A 16,765-nucleotide genomic window follows, 5' to 3' on the forward strand; every position below is an offset into this window, starting at 1 on the left:
CGATCATACCTGAACTATTACTGTATTACAATCGAGTTGTATCGACCCATAGGGGTCAGATTGAGCTTATAAAGCATTGGAATCGGAACAGGAGAGGTACAGGATGAAAAAGATAACGAAACAGGACTTTGCTACAGAGCAGTTGTCCGCGAGTCCAGAAGTGATTCAACATGAGACGATTAATCCCAGTATTTTATATTATGGTACGCCTGTAGTGCTGCTAAGCACATTAAATGAGGATGGATCAACCAACCTGTCACCATTATCCTCGTCTTGGGCACTGGGGGATTGTCTGGTTCTCGGTCTAGGGACACAGGGCAAAGCCTATGAAAATCTGAGTCGACACCCGGAGTGTGTAATTAATCTGCCGGATGCGACCATGTGGAAACAGGTTGAGGCATTGGGTCGTTATACGGGAGTCACCCCGGTTCCTGAGGAGAAAAGGAAGATGGGCTATGAATATTGTCATGATAAATTCACTGTAGCTGGACTGACATCTGAATGCTCGGTTCAGGTGGCTCCAGATAAAATAGTTGAATGTCCGCTCCAGATTGAAGCGGCTGTACAACACATACGTATTCCCGAACATACACCGTTCATGGCGATTGTTGAAGTGAAAGCGTTGAAGGTGCACGCACACACCAGACTAATATCTGGACCGAACAAGATTAATCCGGAGGAATGGCATCCGCTGATATATAATTTCAGACATTATTTCGGATTGGGCAAGAGACAAGGGAAAAATTTCCGGGCAGAGAATTGACCTGAGTGGAGGCTTTTTATTATATAAGATGAATTAATCATTTACACGATAACGGAGAGGACAGAAAAAACCTGAAAAAGCGAAGCGCTCGCCCAAAAGCTTTCTGAAAGAAAGCTACATCGGAAGCATACGCTATCACCGGATTTTCCCTTGAGAAAAGGGAATCGAAAAAATCTGGGGATAACAGCGATTGGAAGGTTGTTCTGTCATCGGAGTGCCAGTGTAAATAATCTTTAGTTCAACTTATATAGTCAGTGAAAGATTGGGTAATAGTAAAGATAGACTCATGTAAGCATATACATAATAAAAGAGGTGATGTGCATGGAAGTGGAATATTTGATGCGTGTACTCATAGCTGGAATATGTGGTGTGCTAATTGGATATGAGCGCAAGAATCGAATGAAAGAAGCGGGAATTCGTACTCATTTTGTGGTCGCCGTTGGTGCTGCCCTGATGATGATTGTATCGAAATACGGATTCCAGGATCAGGCTGGCTGGGACAATCTGTCCCTTGACCCTTCAAGGATCGCTGCACAAGTTGTTAGTGGTGTGGGGTTCATTGGAGCGGGCATGATCTTCACACAGCGTCACACGGTCAGGGGATTGACCACAGCGGCTGGCATATGGGCTACGGCAGGCATGGGACTTGCTGTGGGTTCAGGTCTGTATTGGACGGGTGCAGGCGTGACACTGCTTATTGTCGTGGCACAGATGTTACTGCATAGACCTACACGCTGGCTGGTATCCGCTCGAACAGAGACGTTAACCATCCATCTGCAAAATGAGGGAGAGGCCCTGAAGACTGTTTTGGCACTGCTGGGACAGGAGAAGATCTCGGTCATCGGATTTAAGACTGAACAGCAAACAAGCACAGACTCCGTGGAAGAGACTGTGCTTGAGTTCACATTGCAACTACCGGGTTCATACCGGGGCGAGCAACTGATTATTTTGTTACAGGACGTGCCTCACGTTCGATCTGCTGAGTTAAAATAAAGAGAACCTGCATGGATCAACAGGTGACCATGCAGGTTCAGTGCTTAATTCAGTATGGGTTCAATTACTGACCTTCTCCGACAATCGTTTCTGGGCGGGATACCGGTTTACCCTCGAGCAGGCACTCGATGGCATGGGCGACGCCGTTCTCGACATTGGTCAGCGTTATGGCTTTGGCTAATGCCTGGATTTCGGGTTCGCCATTACCCATGGCGATGCCGAGTCCTGCCATTTTTAACATGGAGACATCGTTGAAGTTATCACCGATCGCTACTGTATCCTCCATGGAGATGTTCAGGTGAGCCGCCAGTTTGGTGAGGGCATTACCTTTGGATACGTCCGGGTGTTGCATTTCGAAGTTATGCTCAAAGGATACAACCATGGCGACATCGGATCGGGAAGCGAAGTATTCTCGTCCTGTCTTTACTTTGTCCGGATTCATGGAGAAGGCCATAATATTATAGATGTAGGCTTCTGCCGGAATTTCGAGATGGCTGTTTACGCGGTGGTAGTCTTTTTTGTCATAGTGTTTCTTGATGGAGCCAATCATGCGTGCAATGTCCTCACCAGGGTTTGAACCAAGAACACGTTCCATCTCGGCGAGCAAGGTCTCATGACTGCTACGCGGGGCATAGATGCCTTGTTGTGTTGAAGCCTCATAATAGACATCATGATCTTCCAGCCACTGCATGACGGAAGCTGCTGTGTCACGCTCGAGCGGAAGATGGAATAAACGTTCACCGTCTGCATCATGAATTGTCGCTCCGTTGGAGCCGATAATTGGGGTTTTAATTCCGCCTTCGCGGCTGATGGTCACAACATCGGAATAGACACGTCCTGTTGCAATGGTAACTTTCATACCGGATTGCTGGGCCTTTTGGATGGCTGCGGCATTCTCCGGGCTAATCTGGCTATCTATGTTCAACAAAGTTCCATCTAAATCTGTGGCAAATAATTTCATATATTTACAACTCCTTATCATCTGTAGGTTCAGGAATGAGAATCTCAACCTGTTGTTCGGCTAGAAAAACAAGCCATTCTTTGGTTGGCCATTGATCCGTAATCAATACATCCACCAATGACCAGTCGGCAAAACGATAACCATAACGTCTATCAAACTTGGATTGATCTGCAAGAACAACAACTTTCTTGGCAGCTTTCATCATTTGGTGTTTAATTTTTCCTTCCTCTTCGGAAGCACTGAAGCCATCCATGGTGATACCGCCAATTCCGATAAAGGCTTTATCTACATAATAGTGGGAGAGGGTCTCGATAACAGAGGTACCGTAGACATAACGTTGTTCCTTATCTACTTTGCCTCCGAGCAAACGAATCTGGACAGCAGTGTGATTGGAGAGAAGATCAGCGGAATGAATCGAATTAGTAATGACGGTACAGGATTTGCCGTTTAAGTTCTCGGCACAGGCCTGCACAGTCGTGGAAGAGTCCAGAATAATGATCTCGCCTTCCCTTACAATGGCCGCAGCGAGTTTGCCGATGGCCCTCTTTTCCTCAGATACATCGAGTAAACGGTCTTTGTAGGATCTGAATTCTTGCGGAGGAGGGGGGAGAATCGCGCCGCCACGTGTTCGGATAATGGCATCCTGTTCCTCAAGCTTAATCAGATCCCTGCGTGCAGTATCCCGTGATACATCAAACAAGGCGACAATATCATCGGCTGAGATGCGATTGTGTTTGCGTAGATGTTCAACAATGAGCTGCATTCGTTCTTCTTGAAACAAACATGTCACCTCCGAGTGTATGGATGACCGTACTTATACTGATACTTTAATTATAAGTATTCTTAATGTGATTTGCAATATTATAAGTGAACGTAAGTTTTTATAAGTGTTTTGATAGATGGTTTACATTGTTCCTGCACGGGGATGACATTGGCATGAACGGGAGGTGGCTAATAACGGGGCTCTGAAGAAGAGTATGCAATGGGCAAAAAGGCTTGAAAAATAAATTTTAAAAAAAGTATTGCAAGTTCAAATTGTCCTGTGGTATACTCATTCTTGTCGCCAAGAAAGACAACTTGTTATTAAGGCCCGTTGGTCAAGGGGTTAAGACACCTCCCTTTCACGGAGGTAACAGGGGTTCGAATCCCCTACGGGTCATATCTTCACCACCTCATGAGATCTACATTTTCGATGAGTATTCCTCAAAGTCATTGCTCTTATAGACAAGAATGAAGCATGGCACATCCGGTGAAGTTTACAGCAAGAGCCATTAGCTCAGTTGGTAGAGCACCTGACTTTTAATCAGGGTGTCGAAGGTTCGAGCCCTTCATGGCTCACCATTTTTACAATTGAATATGCGGTCGTGGTGGAATGGCAGACACGCTATCTTGAGGGGGTAGTGGGTGTATACCCGTGGAGGTTCGAGTCCTCTCGACCGCATCACAGCAACAACATAAGATAGACTTCTATGATCATTCATGGGAGTCTATCTTTGTGTTATACGATATATCTCATCCTATTCCAGGCATATAAAGGCTGAGCATTCAGGAATAATGTGGTATAATTCAAGCAGATGAGTTGATTATTACGGTTGGAAGGCGGTTCTTGTATGCAGTCGATCTATGAGCGAATTGAACACCTGATTGCCGAACGAGGAATGACCAAGAAGGCTTTCTGCCAACAGCTGAAGATTAGCACAGGCAATCTGGGTGATTGGAAACGTGGCAAGTCTATTCCGAGTACGAATAAATTAATTGAGATTGCTTCGTTTTTTGATGTGAGCCTTGACTGGCTCATGATTGGACGTCCATCGAAGGAAGCGATGGTTCGGGAAAAACGGGAGGATTATTTTTTTGACGTTTTGCGGCAATTGAATTGCCAAGAAAGTGAATTATCGACTGTGGAACAGTCTTTTATCAGCGAATATATTGAGTTCACCCGTTACCGTAAATCCAAGGAAAGTAAGGATGCTGGCGACTATCGCTATAAACCTGAGAACAAATCAGAGAACGATTCTGAGGAAAACGAAGCGTAAGTGATATGAGCAGCATCCATAGACTGAATGTACAAAAACCTCTGGACTAATCCGAACACACTCGGAGACAGTTCAGAGGTTTTTTGGTGTTAACTATGCTTGATGCCCTTATTTACGAAAGACAAGAGTTTCTTTGCCCAGCAGATGTGGGCGGAGTGTGTTCCAGATCTGAAGACACTGCTCCTGAAGTTCCCAAGCTGCCATGCCAAGGAGTCGAACGCCGATGCCTCCGGTTGCCAGCAAACTTGCACCTGCGAGCATTCGCCCATCTGGTGGCAGCGCAGATCTGACTTGCTCCAACTCCGCAGTACCAAGACCTGGGGCAATCATCCATAACGCAGCGGTATGTGTGTAGTGAAGGAGAGACGCTGAGTGTTTGGGATCATCGGTATCCGGTTCGAGTCCGAATCGATCCCAGACAGCCAGTTGTTCACCTTGCCATATCTCCGTCAAGCTGCGGTAACGCTCGAATTGGAACGCTTCTCCCCGATGAATCCGTCCTGCAGACCAGATATCTGCATAGGCCAGGATTGCCTGTTCTTCCAGCTCAAAGGTTACAGCGAGCGCAGAAGAACTTCCCTTGAAAGGGATGACGCATTCAGGGAAGTATTCCAGCGTGGCCCCTTTTCCCAACCGAAAGTGATGATTAACAGATGAGGGAATGGAAGGTGTAGGATGAAGTCTGGTAGCGGATGTGCTGCTCAGCATGACATGGGTGCCTTCGCCTAATTCCCACTCGGAATGATAATGATCCCCGTTAAGGACTCCGGGCGAGACGTCTGACGTGTACACACATAATTCGGTTCCGCCTCCGGGAGGTCGAAAGGAACGGCTAAACCGGAGTGGTGCGCTGTAATAACGATCAGTCATGACAGTCCGGTCGCCTTGAAAGGCAAAGGTGGCCCGAAGCTCGCTGCGGCGTGTGACGGGCACACCTGCACTTTCATTCCTATTTATCTCTGTTCCCGTGGGGACAGAAGATGAATTAATGCGAGTGAGTGCCATGTTCATGGCTGTGTGAATGCAGATGTGCAGCGGAAGCATCGTCATCCATGTATTGATGTTCAAGCCAGTGGACAATCTCGGATACACCTTCACCGCTCATTAGATTAGACATGACATAAGGGCGGCCTTCGCGTACCCGTTCGGTATCATTTTTCATAACTTCCAGACTTGCGCCAACGTAAGGGGCGAGGTCGGTTTTGTTGATTAACAACAGATCTGAACGCGTGATACCGGGACCGCCTTTGCGAGGGAGTTTTTCTCCTTGGGCAACGTCGATAATGTAGATGAACACATCAGCCAGTTCCGGACTGAATGCAGCGGAGAGATTGTCGCCGCCGCTCTCGATGAAGATCAGTTGCAGATCCGGGAAGCGTTCGATCAACTCGTCAACCGCTTCGAAATTCATGGAGGCATCCTCACGAATAGCCGTGTGCGGGCATCCGCCTGTCTCGACGCCAATAATACGCTCTGGTGCCAGTGCGTTCTGACGCAGCAAAATCTCGGCATCTTCCTTGGTATAAATGTCATTGGTGATGACAGCAAGACTATAACGTGTACGCAGTGCCTTGGATAGCTTCTCCACAAGGGCTGTTTTACCTGAACCTACCGGTCCACCAATTCCAATTCGCATCGGACGACTCCGATCAAATGCCTTACGTTCCCACTCCGGATGATGCGTATGATTAGCTCCTCCACACATAACAATTCCTCCTTGGTTATATAAAAGTTGATGTTAAGACATAAACAGCCGCGCGGGTAAGGTCTCATGCCGCATGGCGTAGATTTCCTGGGCGATTCCGAAGCTGTGCATATCTTCGGGGTCATTTTCCCGAATGAGAGCCCATTCCGCTTCGATATCATCAAGCAGTTTCTGAATCAACATCTGCGCTTCGGTTTGTCCGATGGGCAGCAGGCGAAGTGCGCTGTTCACATAAGCGTTCACTGAGGTATACAGATGCCCGGTAACGGCTTCATCCAATTCAATCTCCAATTGATAGTTGATATAACCGTGAATGGTCGTGATGCCACAATACGCGCCGTATTCCCGTATGGCCTCATCAATTAGGGAAAAGTCCATCCATGGATAGAGTGAACGGGCCAGCTTGAGCAGTCGTTTTCCCATTTTGTGGCCGCTTTCCCTAAGTTCCCGAGGGGAGCGCTGGGCGTGGACACGTTTATCATACAGGGCAAGTAGAGCGGCATCTTGCTGTTTTATCGCCTGATAGACGCCTTTGATGGCAAGACCATCTAGTCGTACAAGACTGGAATGAAGCTGGCTGCGAATAAACTGTTCAAGCTGCGCGGTATTTTGCACGGTGCCATCATGCGTGTAAGCTTCCAGACCGAAGGAGTGGGAGAAACCACCGATGGGCAGGGCCGAATCCAGCAGCTGAACATAACGGAGTAGCTTCGTGCCACTATTCATCATGAGTGCCCCCTTATTAGCTAATCCGTATTCCTATCAAAACATAAAGTACCGCTGTGCCATAGGCAACTCGTCTGCGGGTTCGCAGGTGAGAAGCTCACCGTCGGCGCGTACTTCATAGGTTTCGGGATCGACTTCAATGACAGGGGTGACGTCGTTATGAATCATGTCTTTTTTGCTGACTGAGCGACAGCCTTTAACGGGTTCAACCCGCTTTTTCAGGCCCAATGACTCTTTGATCCCGGCATCTGCTGCGGCTTGGGAGACAAAGGTGATTGATCCGCTGGCAATGGCGCTACCATAAGCTCCGAACATCGGTCTGCCAAATACGGGCTGAGGTGTCGGGATGGACGCATTGGGATCACCCATCTGGGCAAATGTAATCATGCCACCCTTGATGACAATCTCGGGTTTAACACCGAAGTAGGCCGGTTTCCATATGATTAGATCTGCCAGCTTTCCAACTTCCACCGAACCGACGAGATGACCGATTCCGTGTGCGATAGCTGGATTGATGGTGTACTTGGCGACATATCTCTTGATCCGATCGTTATCGGAAGGTGAGTTCGGGTTGAGTTCAAGTTTGCCGCGCTGTTTTTTCATTTTGTCGGCTGTCTGCCAAGTGCGGATAATGACTTCGCCCACTCGGCCCATGGCTTGTGAATCGGAACTAATGATGCTGAACACGCCAAGATCATGCAAAATGTCTTCGGCTGCGATGGTTTCGGGACGAATCCGCGAATCTGCAAAAGCTACATCTTCCGGGATGGAAGGGTCCAGGTGATGACACACCATCAACATATCGAGATGCTCTTCTACAGTGTTGCGTGTGTACGGTCGTGTTGGGTTGGTTGATGAGGGGATAACGTAGGACTCCCCAGCGGCCCGGATAATATCCGGTGCGTGTCCGCCACCAGCGCCTTCCGTATGGTACGTGTGGATCGTCCGGCCGTTGATTGCAGCCAGGGTGTTTTCGAGAAATCCGGTTTCGTTCAATGTATCGGTATGGATAGCCACTTGAACATCATGTTCCCCGGCGGCAGTCAGGCAGGCATCGATAGCGCTTGGGGTAGTGCCCCAATCCTCATGCAACTTCAGGCCGATTACGCCCGCTTCAATCTGTTCGATTAAAGGTGCGGTGTTGGAACTGTTACCTTTGCCAAGGTAACCGATGTTCATGGGAAAAGCCTCTGCCGATTCTAACATCCGGTGGATGTGCCAGGCTCCTGGTGTGCAGGTGGTGGCTTTGGTTCCTGTTGCCGGTCCTGTTCCGCCGCCGATCATGGTCGTGACCCCGGAGGATAATGCAGTCTGAATCTGCTGTGGGCAGATGAAATGAATATGGGTATCAATACCGCCAGCGGTTACAATCATGCCTTCACCAGCAATGATTTCGGTGGAAGCACCGATGACCAGTGCGGGATGAACACCGTCCATTGTATCCGGGTTACCGGATTTGCCAATGGCGCAGATGTGACCATCCCGAATGCCGATATCCGCTTTTACAATGCCCCAATGATCGATGATGATAGCGTTGGTGATAACAGTATCAGGGGTGCCGTCGCTTCGCAGAGCAGTAGTGGACTGGCCCATCCCGTCGCGGATAACCTTGCCGCCCCCGAACTTGCTCTCATCTCCATATACGGCATAATCATGTTCAATCTCTGCCCATAGTTCGGTATCCGCAAGTCTTACGGCATCGCCGGTTGTTGGTCCAAACATGGACGCGTATTGTTCACGGCTCATTCGTTTCATGAGGGTTCACCTCCATCTTGTATGGGAGGGGAGAACGTCTTCAGGAATGCCTCCAGTTTCACTGGATCGGGGGCTTGATCCGCAGAGCCTTCGGTTAATCCGTTGAACCCGTGAATTTGGCGTTTGCCGCCAAAGGTCGTGAGTTCAACAGGTTTCTCTTCACCGGGTTCGAAGCGAACTGCGGTGCCTGCCGGAATGTGCAGGCGATGTCCAAAAGCTGACGTGCGATCAAAGTCCAGTGCTGCATTAACTTCATAGAAGTGAACGTGAGAGCCGACCTGGACGGGGCGGTCGCCGCGATTAAGGACAATGAGTCGTAGGGTTAAACGATCTGGATGACAGATGATGTCGTCATCTGGCTTCAAACGGTATTCACCAGGAATCATGGTTTCTCCTGCCTTTCTCAGCGGATAGGTTCATGTACGGTAACCAGTTTCGTACCGTCAGGAAATGTGGCTTCTACCTGTACTTCAGGAATCATATCGGGAACACCATCCATACAGTCTTCACGTGTCAGGATGGTGCCTCCGTATCTCATTAATTCGGCAACACTCATTCCATCCCGTGCTCGTTCCATCAGTTCGGAGGTCAACAAGGCGATGGCTTCGGGAACATTCAACTTGAGTCCGCGTGCTCTTCGTTCACGGGAGAGGTTAGCGGCCACGGTAATCAGGAGTTTTTCCTTTTCCTGCTCAGTCCAGTGCAAGGCAATCCGACCTTTCGCTTATAATGTCTGATATGTTCATGGATCATATTGTATGTTAAATATACTCACACAGGGTGAATCCTTTGTCAATAAGCTTCAAGGCATATTAGCAGTATGCATGAAACGAGTAGGCATGAAATAAAATTATGTAAGCTATATTGACATGAAGGGAGGAACCCTCCATAATTTGGATCAACGAACATTTCGGACGCAAATGACCTTAATGTTCGTCAATAGACTAAAAAAAGGGAGTGTAGGCTATTGAAGAAGAGGTCGGTCAAGTTATGGAGTATTTTGCTGGGTGCGGTCATTGTGATGACAGGATGTGTGGAGGGCACTGCACCGCCTGAAGCTTCGGGTTCAGGTGGTACAGGAGAGCCGACTGCATCCGGTGAACCGATTAAAGTTGGCATTCTTCACTCTCTCAGCGGAACGATGGCGATCAGTGAAGTATCTGTTAAAGATGCGGAGATGCTTGCCATTGAAGAGATCAACGCCGCGGGCGGAGTTTTGGGTAAACAGATCGAACCTGTAATTGAGGATGGCGCTTCGGATTGGCCTACTTTTGCGGAGAAGGCTGGAAAGTTACTGCAACAGGATAAGGTCGCTGCTGTATTTGGTGGATGGACCTCTGCAAGTCGGAAGGCTATGCTCCCGGTGTTTGAACAGAATAAAGGTTTATTGTTTTACCCGGTGCAATATGAGGGATTGGAATCGTCGCCATATATTTTTTATACAGGAGCAACAACCAATCAGCAGATCGTTCCATCCGTAACCTGGTTACTGGAGAACAGGGGCAAGACGGTTTATCTGCTCGGTTCAGATTATGTATTCCCAAAAACGGCCAATCAGGTCATTAAGGCACAACTCGCAGCAGAAGGCGGCGAAGTAGTGGGTGAAGAATACACACCGCTGGGTCATACCGATTATAGTACCATCATTAGCAAAATCAAAGCTGCAAAGCCGGATATTGTATACAATACGCTGAACGGAGATAGCAATGTGGCCTTCTTCAAACAATTGAAGGATGCCGGAATCTCCTCGGATCAGATGACGACCCTCTCGGTGAGTGTAGCGGAGGAAGAAATCCGTGGCATTGGTGCAGACGTATTGAAGGGACATCTGGCTTCGTGGAATTATTATCAGACAACGGATACACCTGAGAATGCAACATTTGTTGCCAAGTATAAAGAAAAATACGGTGCTGATCGAGTGACAGCTGATCCGATTGAAGCGGGATATGTGGCGGTTTATCTCTGGAAGGCAGCGGTGGAAAAAGCAGGATCAACCGACGTGGAGAAGGTGAAGGCAGCTGCCAAGGGTCTGGAGTTTGATGCCCCGGAAGGTAAGGTAACCGTGGATGGAGAGAATCAGCATATCTACAAAACCGTACGGATCGGTGAGGTGCAGGAGGATGGGCAGTTCAAGGAATTGTGGAATTCTGGTGAGCCTGTCAAGCCGGACCCTTATCTGAAAACGTATGAATGGGGAGCTTCCCTCAGCGCTAAATAACATAGAAACCTCGCAATAAAACAGGCAACTCGCTTCAAAGTAGCTGAAACATAAACGAGGGTGTGACAACACATCCTCTCACCGCATTGCGGTAAAGCGTTACTGTGATGTGAAAAATGTTACTGCCGCTAATTGAATTCATGTGAAATATCGAGAGTCACGGTATGGAGGAGGGATAGCGATGGATATGTTTATCCTGCAGATGTTCAATGGTCTGAGTATCAGTTCAATTCTGTTGTTGATTGCATTGGGGCTTGCAGTAACGTTTGGGCTGATGAATGTCATCAATATGGCGCACGGTGAACTGATCATGATTGGTGCATATGCAACGTATGTAACACAAAATCTGTTCATGTCCTATGCTCCAGCAACGTGGTTTGGTGCCTATTTTGTTGTGGCTCTGCCGATTGCGTTCATTGTAGCGGCTCTAATTGGCTGGTTGCTTGAAGTGGTTCTGATCAGGCATCTGTATGGCAGGCCGCTTGATAGTCTGCTTGCGACATGGGGTGTAGGCATGATGCTGCAACAACTGGCCCGTACAATATTCGGAGCACCCAATGTGGGAGTATCCAGTCCGGCTTGGCTCAATGGGGGATTGGCGATCTCGGATGGTATTGTATTTCCGTATAAACGAATTTTCATTATCGCACTGGTTGCGGTTGTGCTGCTGTGTATGTATCTCTATATCTATCGAACATCTTCCGGAAGACGAATGAGGGCTGTGATGCAGAATCGGAGCATGGCGGGGTGTCTTGGGATTTCGACCCGGCGGGTGGATGGCATGACCTTTGCGATTGGTTCGGGCATTGCCGGAATTGCTGGCTGTGCATTAACGCTCATTGGTCCGATTGGTCCTTCGCTTGGTACGTATTATATTGTGGATGCGTTCATGGTCGTTGTCCTGGGTGGCGTTGGGAAATTGGTTGGAACCGTGTGTGGTGCATTGGGGATTGGTATGTTCAACACGCTGTTCGAAACCTATACCTCGGCCTCCATTGGCAAGGTGCTTGTGTTTGTATGTATCGTTGCTTTCCTGCAATGGAAACCACGCGGATTGGTCGCGATGCGCACACGGAGTCTCGATTAACGTGAAAAAGGGGGTTAGTTCATGTCGGCATTACTCAAGACTGGCAGTCTGAAAATGAGAATCATCTGGGCGGTTGTACTGATCATGATGTGTCTTGCTCCACTAATCTCCACGGAGTTTCGTCTGAGTCTGTTAGCCAAGTTTTTGGCGCTGGCAATCCTGGCCATCGGTCTCGATCTGATCTGGGGATATGGGGGTGTGCTAAGTCTTGGGCATGGGGTGTTCTTTGGTCTGGGTGGGTACGCGATGGCGATGTATCTGAAGCTTCAGGCTAGTGGAGCAACGCTTCCTGACTTCATGGGATGGAGTGGCCTCAGTGGTCTGCCATGGTTCTGGGAACCCTTTCGCTCCTTCCCGGTGGCGCTGTTATTGGGGATAGCCCTTCCGGCATTGCTTGCCTTTGCTCTGGGGTGGTTTACGTTCCGCAACCGGATCACCGGTGTTTATTTTACCATCCTGACTCAAGCTTTGGTTCTTATTATGGTAACACTCTTTGTTGGTAAACAGGAATGGACGGGTGGGACAAATGGCATCACCGGATATAATTCGATCTTTGGTTTTACACTTCATTCCGCTGGAACGACGATTGCTCTCTACTATATAACGCTTGCTGTTCTGGTGATTGCGTATGTGCTCTGTCGTCGAATGGTGAACAGTCGGTTCGGCCAAGTGCTCGAAGCTGCGCGTGATGGAGAGAATCGGGTGCGATTCCTCGGATATGATCCGGCAGGCTATAAAACGCTGGCTTTTGCTTTTTCCGGTGCGCTTGCAGGCATCGCGGGCATGTTGTTTGTTCTTCAGGTGGGTATTATCTCGCCATCGATGATGGGGATTGTACCCTCTATTGAGATGGTCCTGTGGGTTGCATTGGGTGGTCGCGGTACGCTTATTGGAGCGGTTATCGGAGCGGTGGTGCTGAATGCAGCCAAAACAGGCATAAGTGAGGCTTACCCCGAGGGGTGGCTGTTCGTCATTGGTGGACTCTTTGTAACAGTAGTTTTGTTCATGCCAAACGGTATTGTAGGTGTATATCGTCATGTCGTTCGCTTGCTGAAGCGGAGAGGAGAGAGTGCGCATGTCCAAGTCACTCGGGAAAAACCTAAAGTCTACTGAGGAATCAGCGGTGTTGGTAGCTGAGGATATTACGGTGGCCTTTGGTGGGTTTGTTGCTGTCAAAGGCATGAATCTGAAGCTGCATGAACATGATCTGCATTTTCTAATCGGACCCAATGGTGCTGGGAAAACAACGATGCTGGATGTGATATGTGGCAAAACAAAACCCATGTCCGGCACGGTGAAGATGGCGGATGGCACAGAATTAACACGACTGAAGGAGCACCAGATTGTTCGCAAAGGTGTGGGACGAAAATTCCAGGCGCCATCGATCTTTGCAGGTCTGACGGTGCAGGAGAATCTGACGCTGGCGGCGGAGACTCGCCGTTCCCCTTTGCAAGCCATCGGTATTCGTCGATATGGGAAAATGAGTGCTGCCATGGAGCATGTTACCCTCCAGATTGGTCTGCAAGACCGCGTTGATGCTCGTGCAGGAGCGTTATCACATGGGGAGAAGCAGTGGCTAGAGATTGGCATGTTGCTTCTGCAGGAGCCACGTGTGTTGTTGCTGGACGAACCAGCCGCAGGCATGACGGATGAAGAAACACACAAGACCGGGCGACTACTGCAAGAGATTGCGCGTGAGCGCTCGGTTGTGGTGGTGGAGCATGATATGGAGTTTGTGCGAGAGTTCGCAGCCAAGGTAACGGTGATGCATGAAGGGAAACTGCTGAAGGAAGGTACGATGGCGGAGGTACAGGCAGACCCGAAAGTGGCAGAAGTGTATTTGGGCAAAAGGAGGGATGAACATGCTGTCGCTGCAACGAATTGAATCCGGCTACGGGGAAAGCAATGTGCTTCGTGGTGTGAACCTGGATGTACAGCCTGGACAGGTGGTGTGTCTGATGGGCCGTAACGGTGTAGGGAAAACAACGTTGATGAAAACATTAATGGGGCTGCTCAAAACACGCAAGGGCAGTATTCAGTGGCAAAATCAGGAGTTATCCACCTTGGACACAGCCAAGCGGGCAAGGGCAGGGATTGGTTATGTACCGCAGGGGCGGGAGATTTTCCCGCAGCTTACGGTGAAAGAAAACTTATTGCTCGGTCTGGAGACAAGTGCACCGGGAGTAAAAACGTTCCCGGAGGATGTACTGGCTATGTTCCCAGTGCTTGCTACGATGTATGGACGGCAGGGCGGGGATCTGAGTGGTGGACAGCAGCAGCAGTTGGCATTCGCCCGGGCATTGGCTTCGCGTCCAGGGTTGTTGCTACTGGATGAGCCGACAGAAGGCATCCAGCCTTCTATCGTGGAGGACATTCGGCAGGTAATTTTGCAGCTCAAGGCAAAGGGGAACCTCTCGGTTTTGTTGGTAGAGCAGAGTATTGATTTTGTGCGAAGTGCCGCAGATTACATTTATATCATGGACAAAGGAACCATAACCCTGCATGGGACACCGCAAGAGCTGGATATGTCGCAGTTTGAACATCATCTCTCCGTATAGTTGTAGTTAGTCGGCGAGAGGAGAAAGGTTTCAGGAACGCTTGTCCAGGATATTCGAGTATTTCGGATATAACCGCCGGATGCATTCCGGACAGATGTCATGGGTGAATTCGGCGTGGGTATGCTTCTCCAGATAACTCTCAACGGAGTTCCAGTGTTCCTCTTCGTCCTTGATTTGTTTGCAGACGGCGCAAATAGGCAGCAGTCCGCGCAATGTGCGCACTTCAGACAATGCCTTCTTCAATTGGTGTTCTGTCTTTCTCTGTTCGGTAATATCCATGTGTGCAATCAAAGCGAGATCGGTATCCAGAATTGAATTTGCATAAGATAGAGGGGTGAGTTCTACACGAAACCACCTCTTTTCGTTGTATACAGTATACACGCAGATGTCATATGTATGATTTCGATTAAAGGGTATTCCGCGTTCTTTCAAATTCTGTGCGACAAGTGCCATGTTAGCGTTCTTGCCTCGTTTTGCCCAGGCTTCCGTCAGGTGCAGGTAGTGTCTATGACTACTGTGTATATCCGGGTTTGGTGAGCATTGACCAAGTCCCTGTTGCCAGGCACGGTTACAACTTTGGATAATCCAATTGTCATCAACGATGATGAGCTGGTGACGTATGGACTGGAACGACAGCCTCTCCAGATCGGATGTAACATGTCTCATGGATGAGACCCTCCTTTGGCAGAAATCTTATCTCAGTTCATCTGGAATATCCAAAATATCAGCGACCAGGTGCCTGAATCGGGTTGCTTTGCGTGTGCCGTGAATAAGATTGGATAAACGATAGGGTGGGATGCCATGCTGTTCACAAAAGGTCTTCTGGTCCACTTGAAGTTCGGTTAGCCGTCGTTTGATGGCCCATCCGAACGGAGTAACTGGTTTTTTCTTGTTCAAAAGGGTTCACCCCTGGTTAGAATGTAGTATTCAGCCGCTCTTTCTTCATGTAGAATATATAGAAATGCGAGCTGTATGTTTCATTATATACGTAAATTCGTCATCTAACAATTAAAAAAGACGGAAAAAAGTGTATTTTGTGATTATAAATGGCGTAAATACGTAAATAAAACAAATAAAATGACAAAAAACACGTCGGCAAGGAGGTTGCCGCGTGTTTTTTAGTTTGTCTGAATGAAGGGGAGCAGGTATGAGGAGGAAGAGGATTAGGCCCTGTAGGCATGAAGTCCAGCTCCGAGCATATGGAAACTGGGGAAAAACGATTTCATGGACATCGAGGTTGGCTGTGCCAGTCCATCCGCAGCCGAGGCGCTGACGGTCTTCCATTCATTCTCCAGATCTGTGGCCAGGCGGACCATCAGATCCTTGGTTGTATCGTTGTTCAGGGGAATGACTTTGGAGGCTTCGGTTATGCAGGCATTCATGGCTGAATGCAGGTAACCAAGGACCGCCTCCTCGACCGGGATGTCGAGGTGGTGGTTAATCCAGGCGTGAACAGTGGAGAGGCAACCAACCGAATCGTATTTGGCAAAGATCTGTTCGAGCTGGCTGAATTCAATCCAGGGGTGCAGAGCGCGTGCGAGTCTGATCAATCGTTTACCCATGGCGGCAGCTTGTTCTCTGAGATCTCCAGGGGTTCGCTGAACATGGACAAGCTTGTCGATAAGAGCTATCCGCCATGTATCCTTGTGATCTGCTGCGGTATAGATACCTTTGATGGCCATACCTTCAAGACGAACGATGCTGGGATGCAACTGACAACGCATGAATGATTCGAGATCTTCAGCATTACGAATGGTACCCTCCCTGATATGGATATCCATGCCGAAGGAATGGGTGAACCCTCCAACCTGAATAGAGGAATCAAGCAGTTTGACATAATCGAGCAGCTTATTCCCACGGTTCACAATCATTCGCCTCCTGTGTTCGTTAAATGTCACTTAAAGTGACATTTATATTCCTTTTTGTTTGCTTTATGTTTGAAAATCCGAATTATATGATAGTT

19 protein-coding genes and 3 tRNA genes are annotated in these 16,765 nt (G+C 48.6%); 11 read left to right on the forward strand and 11 right to left on the reverse strand.

Annotation, left to right across the window (positions count from 1 at the left end; translation table 11 throughout):
• Window positions 1-103: 103 nt before the first annotated feature.
• Together MHH92_RS06880 and MHH92_RS06885 are read left to right on the forward strand one after the other, a co-directional pair.
• Window positions 104-763: a flavin reductase family protein gene (locus MHH92_RS06880; protein WP_340902823.1), complete on the forward strand. Its 660-nt coding sequence runs from the start codon at window positions 104-106 to the stop codon at window positions 761-763.
• Between the two features lie 321 nt (window positions 764-1,084).
• Window positions 1,085-1,756, forward strand: coding sequence for an MgtC/SapB family protein (locus MHH92_RS06885; RefSeq protein WP_017690026.1), 672 nt, complete (start codon window positions 1,085-1,087; stop codon window positions 1,754-1,756).
• 64 nt (window positions 1,757-1,820) lie between these two features.
• On the opposite strand, the gene MHH92_RS06890 is transcribed toward MHH92_RS06885, so the two are convergent.
• Together MHH92_RS06890 and MHH92_RS06895 are read right to left on the reverse strand one after the other, a co-directional pair.
• On the reverse strand, window positions 1,821-2,717 hold the full coding sequence (locus MHH92_RS06890) for a Cof-type HAD-IIB family hydrolase (RefSeq protein WP_340902826.1): 897 nt from the start codon (window positions 2,715-2,717) through the stop codon (window positions 1,821-1,823).
• A 4-nt stretch (window positions 2,718-2,721) separates the two neighbouring features.
• Window positions 2,722-3,498 carry a DeoR/GlpR family DNA-binding transcription regulator gene (locus MHH92_RS06895; RefSeq protein ID WP_047842021.1) on the reverse strand — a complete coding sequence of 259 codons (777 nt, stop codon included), beginning with the start codon at window positions 3,496-3,498 and terminating at the stop codon, window positions 2,722-2,724.
• A gap of 306 nt (window positions 3,499-3,804) precedes the next feature.
• Here MHH92_RS06895 and MHH92_RS06900 point away from each other — a divergent pair.
• From MHH92_RS06900 to MHH92_RS06915, 4 genes are all read left to right on the forward strand, one after another.
• Window positions 3,805-3,876: transfer RNA gene (locus MHH92_RS06900), tRNA-Glu, on the forward strand.
• A 106-nt stretch (window positions 3,877-3,982) separates the two neighbouring features.
• A tRNA-Lys gene (locus tag MHH92_RS06905) sits at window positions 3,983-4,058 on the forward strand.
• A gap of 17 nt (window positions 4,059-4,075) precedes the next feature.
• Window positions 4,076-4,158: transfer RNA gene (locus MHH92_RS06910), tRNA-Leu, on the forward strand.
• A 169-nt stretch (window positions 4,159-4,327) separates the two neighbouring features.
• Window positions 4,328-4,753 carry a helix-turn-helix domain-containing protein gene (locus tag MHH92_RS06915; protein WP_036610863.1) on the forward strand — a complete coding sequence of 142 codons (426 nt, stop codon included), beginning with the start codon at window positions 4,328-4,330 and terminating at the stop codon, window positions 4,751-4,753.
• 108 nt (window positions 4,754-4,861) lie between these two features.
• Here MHH92_RS06915 and MHH92_RS06920 read toward each other — a convergent pair whose 3' ends face one another.
• From MHH92_RS06920 to MHH92_RS06945, 6 genes are read right to left on the reverse strand one after another with little or no spacing between them, the layout of a single operon-like run.
• Complete coding sequence (locus tag MHH92_RS06920; RefSeq protein ID WP_340902831.1) at window positions 4,862-5,833, reverse strand: urease accessory protein UreD; 972 nt, start codon at window positions 5,831-5,833, stop codon at window positions 4,862-4,864.
• Window positions 5,739-6,458 carry an urease accessory protein UreG gene (ureG, locus tag MHH92_RS06925; protein ID WP_017690021.1) on the reverse strand — a complete coding sequence of 240 codons (720 nt, stop codon included), beginning with the start codon at window positions 6,456-6,458 and terminating at the stop codon, window positions 5,739-5,741. The genes MHH92_RS06920 and ureG overlap by 95 nt, the downstream gene beginning before the upstream one ends.
• Before the next feature lie 33 nt (window positions 6,459-6,491).
• Window positions 6,492-7,187, reverse strand: a complete 696-nt coding sequence (locus MHH92_RS06930; RefSeq protein WP_083677315.1) for an urease accessory protein UreF — start codon at window positions 7,185-7,187, stop codon at window positions 6,492-6,494.
• 33 nt (window positions 7,188-7,220) lie between these two features.
• Entirely contained in the window at window positions 7,221-8,939 is a 1,719-nt protein-coding gene (gene ureC / locus MHH92_RS06935) for an urease subunit alpha (RefSeq protein WP_340902832.1), read from the reverse strand.
• Window positions 8,936-9,325: an urease subunit beta gene (locus MHH92_RS06940; protein ID WP_339197740.1), complete on the reverse strand. Its 390-nt coding sequence runs from the start codon at window positions 9,323-9,325 to the stop codon at window positions 8,936-8,938. The genes ureC and MHH92_RS06940 overlap by 4 nt, the downstream gene beginning before the upstream one ends.
• A gap of 17 nt (window positions 9,326-9,342) precedes the next feature.
• Window positions 9,343-9,645, reverse strand: a complete 303-nt coding sequence (locus MHH92_RS06945) for an urease subunit gamma (RefSeq protein WP_036669066.1) — start codon at window positions 9,643-9,645, stop codon at window positions 9,343-9,345.
• Window positions 9,646-9,906: 261 nt separating this feature from the next.
• Between MHH92_RS06945 and urtA the strand changes: the two genes are divergently transcribed.
• From urtA to urtE, 5 genes are all read left to right on the forward strand, one after another.
• Complete coding sequence (gene urtA, locus MHH92_RS06950) at window positions 9,907-11,157, forward strand: urea ABC transporter substrate-binding protein (RefSeq protein WP_340902835.1); 1,251 nt, start codon at window positions 9,907-9,909, stop codon at window positions 11,155-11,157.
• 181 nt (window positions 11,158-11,338) lie between these two features.
• Window positions 11,339-12,244, forward strand: a complete 906-nt coding sequence (urtB, locus tag MHH92_RS06955; protein WP_101314096.1) for an urea ABC transporter permease subunit UrtB — start codon at window positions 11,339-11,341, stop codon at window positions 12,242-12,244.
• A 21-nt stretch (window positions 12,245-12,265) separates the two neighbouring features.
• Window positions 12,266-13,357 (forward strand): urea ABC transporter permease subunit UrtC, encoded by a 1,092-nt coding sequence (gene urtC / locus MHH92_RS06960; protein ID WP_076319163.1) that lies wholly within the window; start codon window positions 12,266-12,268, stop codon window positions 13,355-13,357.
• Window positions 13,320-14,129 (forward strand): urea ABC transporter ATP-binding protein UrtD, encoded by an 810-nt coding sequence (gene urtD / locus MHH92_RS06965; protein ID WP_340902838.1) that lies wholly within the window; start codon window positions 13,320-13,322, stop codon window positions 14,127-14,129. The genes urtC and urtD overlap by 38 nt, the downstream gene beginning before the upstream one ends.
• On the forward strand, window positions 14,107-14,802 hold the full coding sequence (gene urtE / locus MHH92_RS06970) for an urea ABC transporter ATP-binding subunit UrtE (RefSeq protein ID WP_076209466.1): 696 nt from the start codon (window positions 14,107-14,109) through the stop codon (window positions 14,800-14,802). The genes urtD and urtE overlap by 23 nt, the downstream gene beginning before the upstream one ends.
• Window positions 14,803-14,832: 30 nt before the next feature.
• On the opposite strand, the gene MHH92_RS06975 is transcribed toward urtE, so the two are convergent.
• The 3 genes from MHH92_RS06975 to MHH92_RS06985 form a co-directional block, all read right to left on the reverse strand.
• Window positions 14,833-15,468, reverse strand: a complete 636-nt coding sequence (locus MHH92_RS06975) for a hypothetical protein (protein ID WP_253506406.1) — start codon at window positions 15,466-15,468, stop codon at window positions 14,833-14,835.
• Between the two features lie 27 nt (window positions 15,469-15,495).
• Entirely contained in the window at window positions 15,496-15,699 is a 204-nt protein-coding gene (locus MHH92_RS06980) for a hypothetical protein (RefSeq protein WP_017690011.1), read from the reverse strand.
• 266 nt (window positions 15,700-15,965) lie between these two features.
• Window positions 15,966-16,667: an urease accessory protein UreF gene (locus MHH92_RS06985; RefSeq protein WP_162158974.1), complete on the reverse strand. Its 702-nt coding sequence runs from the start codon at window positions 16,665-16,667 to the stop codon at window positions 15,966-15,968.
• Between the last annotated feature and the right edge of the window lie 98 nt (window positions 16,668-16,765).

The sequence above is a fragment of the Paenibacillus sp. FSL M7-1414 genome, assembly GCF_038003195.1.
Taxonomy (GTDB): Bacteria; Bacillota; Bacilli; order Paenibacillales; family Paenibacillaceae; genus Paenibacillus; species Paenibacillus amylolyticus.

Coding starts and splice junctions, on each gene's coding strand:
- MHH92_RS06940 (WP_339197740.1), bottom strand. CDS start 9,325: ATGATTCCTGGTGAATACCGTTTGAAGCCAGATGACGACATCATCTGT.
- ureC (WP_340902832.1), bottom strand. CDS start 8,939: ATGAAACGAATGAGCCGTGAACAATACGCGTCCATGTTTGGACCAACA.
- MHH92_RS06880 (WP_340902823.1), top strand. CDS start 104: ATGAAAAAGATAACGAAACAGGACTTTGCTACAGAGCAGTTGTCCGCG.
- ureG (WP_017690021.1), bottom strand. CDS start 6,458: ATGTGTGGAGGAGCTAATCATACGCATCATCCGGAGTGGGAACGTAAG.
- urtD (WP_340902838.1), top strand. CDS start 13,320: ATGTCCAAGTCACTCGGGAAAAACCTAAAGTCTACTGAGGAATCAGCG.
- MHH92_RS06975 (WP_253506406.1), bottom strand. CDS start 15,468: ATGAGACATGTTACATCCGATCTGGAGAGGCTGTCGTTCCAGTCCATA.
- MHH92_RS06930 (WP_083677315.1), bottom strand. CDS start 7,187: ATGATGAATAGTGGCACGAAGCTACTCCGTTATGTTCAGCTGCTGGAT.
- urtE (WP_076209466.1), top strand. CDS start 14,107: ATGCTGTCGCTGCAACGAATTGAATCCGGCTACGGGGAAAGCAATGTG.
- MHH92_RS06885 (WP_017690026.1), top strand. CDS start 1,085: ATGGAAGTGGAATATTTGATGCGTGTACTCATAGCTGGAATATGTGGT.
- urtC (WP_076319163.1), top strand. CDS start 12,266: ATGTCGGCATTACTCAAGACTGGCAGTCTGAAAATGAGAATCATCTGG.
- MHH92_RS06890 (WP_340902826.1), bottom strand. CDS start 2,717: ATGAAATTATTTGCCACAGATTTAGATGGAACTTTGTTGAACATAGAT.
- MHH92_RS06915 (WP_036610863.1), top strand. CDS start 4,328: ATGCAGTCGATCTATGAGCGAATTGAACACCTGATTGCCGAACGAGGA.
- urtB (WP_101314096.1), top strand. CDS start 11,339: ATGGATATGTTTATCCTGCAGATGTTCAATGGTCTGAGTATCAGTTCA.